Raw genomic sequence first — 5,401 nt, forward strand, 5'->3', positions numbered from 1 at the left:
TATACCTCCTTAATTAAGAAATAGCAACACCTCTGAGTTAAGTTCTTTATTCAATTATAATCATTCTTAAAGTAACCTGCTACCGTTAGTTCAATAAGAAAATTTCACTAGCTCTATTTATTCGCCAATTTTCCAAGTAAAAGGGAGTTATCTTTTTTCAGTTTTTTGTTTTCTTCTTCTAGTGCAGTTATTCTTCTTTTTAGGGACTCAATTAACTTATCCTTTGAACTTTCACTGAACGTCTGTTTTTTAGTGATTACCTTTAACTTCTGATTTTGTTTCTTAATCGCTTCATCGATTGGCTTTATAAGCTCTTCCCGATAAGAATATAAGAATGTTTTACTCACGCCTGCCTTACGGCATATTTCTGCTTTTGAAATGGGATTGTTAACAGGGTCATCAAGGAGGGTTAGCTCCTTTAAAACTGCTAAAACAGCTTGTTTCTTTGACTCACTTTCCATTTTCTTTGTTTCAACCATTTTGGAGGTGTTTGGCTTCATATTAGCCATCAATGAACACCTCCTGTATAGAAATGTTTTGCTGCTTCAAACGTTTCACCTTTTTCAATGATTTCTAGTGCGGTTTTGTGGAACTGTACTACTTTATCAAATTCCTCAACCTTTTCAGTAAGTCCAACTGCTTTGGCGTGGTCACGATGAGTTTTAAATGCGTCTATGGTGTCTAAAACGGCATTTTTGTGTCTTGGGAGTATCTTCTTCTTAATACATGTTTTACAAGCTACCTGATGAGGACAGGAGGGCATTTTATATGGGTGTTCACAACACCCATCTCCTTGATCGAAAATAGCGATAATCTTGTTCTTAACCCATTTGTTATCACCGAAAATTTCCTCTTGTTCAGGCAGATTGTCTTTAATACCTGTGGCATCAGATTTAAGAAGTTTATCTTTAAACTCCTTCTTTAACCTTTGTTGGTAAACCTTAACGTATTTCTCTGTCATGGCAACTGATGAATGTCCTAAAAAGTTTTTAACGGCGTAAATATCTACTCCTGCATCAATCATTTCAGTAGCCACCGTATGCCTGAACTGGTGTGGTGTAACTTTATAAATATCACCAGACTCTGCACCAATATTGGAAAGGGGTATTTGATTACATACTTTGGGCAGCGTGTTGCTATACACGGAGTTATAACTGACGGCTTCCGTGACTGGATTGTTTTTCGCATCATAAGCAACTATTTCTCTGAATAAATACTTTTGTTTGTCTGATTTAGTTGGAGGTAAATCTTTTACTCGATTCTTCTGACGTAAAATTGCTCTTTCAACTATATTTCTGCCTTCTGAGTCCTTGAGATGTGCTAATGGTACAACCAAGTCTTTTTTGATTTTTGCAATACGATGGTCAAGATAAAGTTGTGGATCTTCATCTAAATCGTATTTCAAACAATCAATATCACTTCCATCTGCAATTAAGTGAGCCATGTCCTCAAAACGTCTTCCTGTATAGCGCAAAATGATGATTAAATCCCAGTAAGTTGGAGATATAATCGGCGTATCCATACCATCTTCCAATAAGGGAATAATAGTATTCTCCAAAAAATCATCCAGTTTCATCTTGATGTGTGGTGGAATAGGTCTTGGCAAAGTCTCTTCTGTTTTAGGTGTGTCATAGCTAATTAATAAAGCTTCTGTTTTTGGTCCATCGGACCATTTATTCGTGTACATATAGTGAAACATAGAACTAATGTTTTTTATTATATGTCTTGCTTGATTGTTAGACAGAGAATAAATGTCAGGTAGGACTTTTTCAATATGTTCCTGTCTATCTAATTCTTTAAAAGACTGAATGCTTGGAAATCTATTATACAAAATATTTGAAAATGCCTGTATGTAGTCTAAGTAAATTTGGAATGTTCTTGCTTGCCATCCTCCAAGCATATTTATAAAATATCTCTTTACAATTTCTCTAAAATGGATATTCTCTATTCTAGAAAACTGTACAATAAAGGCACGGGGTGGTCTGTGCTTGGGAAAATCCTTAAATAATCTTCTCATGTCCCAAACATCTTGTTTGAGATATTCCTCTCGTTCCTTTGGGTTCTTGATGTATTTCACTTCATGATGGGCAGGATAGGCATCTTCATTATGTCTTACCTGAACACTCATATTTTCTAAAAGGTCGGCGAATCGTTCATCTTTTATAGCTTTATACCAAGGTCCAGAAGATTTATATCCTACTAGAGTAGAAATCTCATTGTACTTTTTATCTCGATTTAAGGGGTTTTGTATCACTTCAAAAAACTTCTTCTGTGCCTTCGTCATCCAAGAGGTATCAATAGCTGCAACAGGAAACGAAGAAACGATTGCCTTTGTTCCCAAACTCTTCGAGTTATTTGCTTTTGATGAATTTGCTGCTTCAATTTTTGCCATTTTCTCGCTCCTTACGTTTCTCTTCTCTATACTCACTCATTCGTTGGTATTCTTTTTTATGGTCATCTGAATTTAAATGGGCATATATTTGCATTGTGGTTGCAACATCTTTGTGACCAACCCTTTCTTGGATGTATTTCCAATTGATAGGTTCACCTTTGCTGATATATTCTCTTGCTAGTTCAGTAACGTGGCTATGTCTCAATTTGTGAGTGTTTAACTTAATCCCCGTTTTCTTGTTGTAAAAGTTAAGGATAGAAGTAAGCGTTGATTTCTTCATCGGTTTACCATTATGGATAGAGTTGTTACTATTCACCACAACGAACAGGAAATCAGTAACGGGGTCACTATTCACCCAATCGCTACTAATATACCTATCTATCAAAACCATAATATCAGGAGGGAGGTGAACAAACCTGTCCCTGCCATACCCAGCCTTAGCCCTTGAACCATTTTCGTTGTCTGATCTGAAACGAATATGTATTCCTTGCTCGCCATAATCAATGTCCTCAAGCTTTACTCCAAGAAGCTCACCAGACCTTAATCCTCCTTCTTTAAGAACTAAGAGAATGATTTTATCTCGTAAGAGATTAATCGCCTCCAGATACGTCTTAAAATCCTTTTGGTCAATAATTTTAGGAATAATATGGGGTTCTTTTGATTTTAGGGTGTTCTTCTGAACGGTCCTGTTTCTCCGAGTATGGGATAACATATCTTTATCTCTCATCGCATTGGTAACCATGACATTACGATAAACAACAGGATTGTCTTTAATCCTTCCACTAGCTTTAAGCCACAGAAATAAAGAGCTTACTCTATCTACGATGGCATTAACAGTAGAAACTTTAAGGTCATCTTCTACGCATTCATAATCTAACATTTCTACATTTTCATAAAATCTATACGGGTTCTTGAGCCATAATTTGAAGTTAGTTAAAATATCTGATTTCCCATCTAAGTCTAATATGTTCAATCCCTTTATCTTCAAATACACCATGAAATACCATAAGTTATAACAGTATGTTCTTATCGTATTAGGGGATACTTCTCGTTCTGCTCTAGCTTGTATCATATCGAGATATTCTTTTATCAATGGTATAAAGTCTAGGTTTTCATCCATAAGGTAATACATTATCCCATTATCCGTTTGTGCTTCTCTAATCGATATAACCTCATGCCATTTATCCTTTAATGTTTTTTTCTTCTGGGATATTTTCATTTAGATGATAACTCCTTTAAATACACTTAAAGTTCAAGGTCCTCGAACTATCGTTCTGCGGAGTGCTGTCCTCGCACCGAGGCTACGTCCTCCTCTAAAAACAGGAATATACATTTTAGAACTTATGTTCTAAAATTATCATAAACTATCCATAATTACCATATATATTTAATTTATACTTTAAGATAAAAAAGATAGTAGGGATAATCAATCCTTACTATCTTTACTCTTAATATTTATATGTCTTTAACAAAATGATGGTCTTCTTTAACTAAAGCACCCGTTAGTTGCTTTGCTATTGGTACATAATTAACCTTTTGTTTATATAGACTTGAATTACTCAAAACATTGAGATATGGGGAGGTGACTAACCTTCATCCCCTATCTCTATTTGTCTTTCTTTAGTTTTTATTGGTTTTTCCAAATGAATTCAATCGACTAAACCAATGAGCCAATAAATACATTGAAGTTAAAATAAAGAACGAATAGGTATAAGTCCAGTCAATTTTCTTATATAAATCAATCATAGCCAACATTGGCATTCCCACATATGCACTTAATCCTCCAAAAAAAATTGCTTTAATATAGGGATTAAAGCGAGGCTTAAATTGTAAAAGTAGCATTACAAACACAGGTAAAACCGAAAGTCTAAATGGAAAGTTTAGAGTTGCTACTGGTACTAATTTCACAGGGTATACCCACTTTCCAAAATTAATGCCAAATGTATCAAGCATTTCTGATATAACCATCATCAATAAACCAGCGGAAAAAATACGAGCTGAACCTTCTCGGTTACGGAATACCCCCCAAATAATCCAGGGAACAATTAACATGATTAAAGCAATCCACCATTGCCAAGTAAATAAAAAAGCGTTCATTATTGCTTCAACAACTAATCGGTTTGCTTCAGTTATTTGTTGAGTTGCTTTATCTATTTGTTTCAATCCTTCTTGGTAGGTCACCAATTACACCTCATCAATTTGATATTCGTTTCTTGTTAGGTTTTACCATACCTTTGTCAACTATTCTGACCGTTAGTGGAACAACAAAAAGAGTCGCCGCAGCAACTCTTATTAAACTCAAGCACCCTTAGTTGAAGAAGAAGCACATATGAAAAAGACTTAATTAGAAAATTACTTTTTATTTTTATCTTTATCATCAAAGGCAACTTCAATAATGAATAATAATAAAACGGCAACGATTTCTGTTTTCAATGGAATTGTAATACTATTCATAAATTCATCTACTGAATGTAATGCAAACCAAGTAAATGTACAATCAATAACCATTCGTGTGATAAATAATTTATATTTACCTGATATATATTGGGATAACAGCTTGATAAAAGCTATAGAGAATAAATCCACTACACCACCTAAAACAAAGAAGAACAACACAAAACCTATAAGGGAGTAAGACGATGTGTATTTCACTCCAAATAAACTAAAAAAGCCAACAAACCCAAAGAAAATACTCCCTATAACAAAAGTAATAGTGTTTTAGATACCTTAAAATATCCAAAAGTTGATGGTCTAGTATGTCCATGTTTTTCCAGGTACATTGACCAATATCTAAATAGTGGAGTGATGTGTTCATTATAATGAAAACATTGTTTAGCAGAGTTGTTCTCCGCATCAACTTTACATGAAATGGCGGGCATAAATGTTTTTGTAGCATGTTTAATATTCTTAATGAATCCTTTCTCAAAGAAAACCTGTATAAATACTAATTTTTATACAGGTTTTTGGTGCAAAGCTTATTGGACTAAAGGGCAGTTTAGTACAAGAATC

5 protein-coding genes are annotated in these 5,401 nt (G+C 34.3%); all 5 read right to left on the reverse strand.

What is annotated here, in order from left to right; genetic code table 11:
* Positions 1-113: 113 nt before the first annotated feature.
* The gene (locus J7E67_RS29810; RefSeq protein WP_214733399.1) at positions 114-509 is read right to left on the reverse strand and encodes a DUF6262 family protein; all 396 of its coding nucleotides are present in this window, start codon (positions 507-509) and stop codon (positions 114-116) included.
* A complete protein-coding gene (locus J7E67_RS29815; protein WP_214733400.1) occupies positions 509-2,392 on the reverse strand; it encodes a tyrosine-type recombinase/integrase in 1,884 nt (627 codons plus the stop codon). Before J7E67_RS29815 ends, J7E67_RS29810 begins: the two co-directional genes overlap by 1 nt.
* Positions 2,379-3,611 (reverse strand): tyrosine-type recombinase/integrase, encoded by a 1,233-nt coding sequence (locus tag J7E67_RS29820; RefSeq protein WP_214733401.1) that lies wholly within the window; start codon positions 3,609-3,611, stop codon positions 2,379-2,381. Before J7E67_RS29820 ends, J7E67_RS29815 begins: the two co-directional genes overlap by 14 nt.
* Before the next feature lie 401 nt (positions 3,612-4,012).
* On the reverse strand, positions 4,013-4,573 hold the full coding sequence (locus tag J7E67_RS29825; RefSeq protein WP_214733402.1) for a CBO0543 family protein: 561 nt from the start codon (positions 4,571-4,573) through the stop codon (positions 4,013-4,015).
* Between the two features lie 171 nt (positions 4,574-4,744).
* Positions 4,745-5,104 (reverse strand): YrvL family regulatory protein, encoded by a 360-nt coding sequence (locus tag J7E67_RS29830; protein ID WP_308161492.1) that lies wholly within the window; start codon positions 5,102-5,104, stop codon positions 4,745-4,747.
* Positions 5,105-5,401: the final 297 nt, after the last annotated feature.

It is taken from the genome of Bacillus sp. ISL-46 (assembly GCF_018613205.1).

What these genes read in the sequence shown, in the direction of transcription:
- J7E67_RS29810 (WP_214733399.1), bottom strand. Translation starts at nt 509, where the DNA reads ATGGCTAATATGAAGCCAAACACCTCCAAAATGGTTGAAACAAAGAAA.
- J7E67_RS29815 (WP_214733400.1), bottom strand. Translation starts at nt 2,392, where the DNA reads ATGGCAAAAATTGAAGCAGCAAATTCATCAAAAGCAAATAACTCGAAG.
- J7E67_RS29820 (WP_214733401.1), bottom strand. Translation starts at nt 3,611, where the DNA reads ATGAAAATATCCCAGAAGAAAAAAACATTAAAGGATAAATGGCATGAG.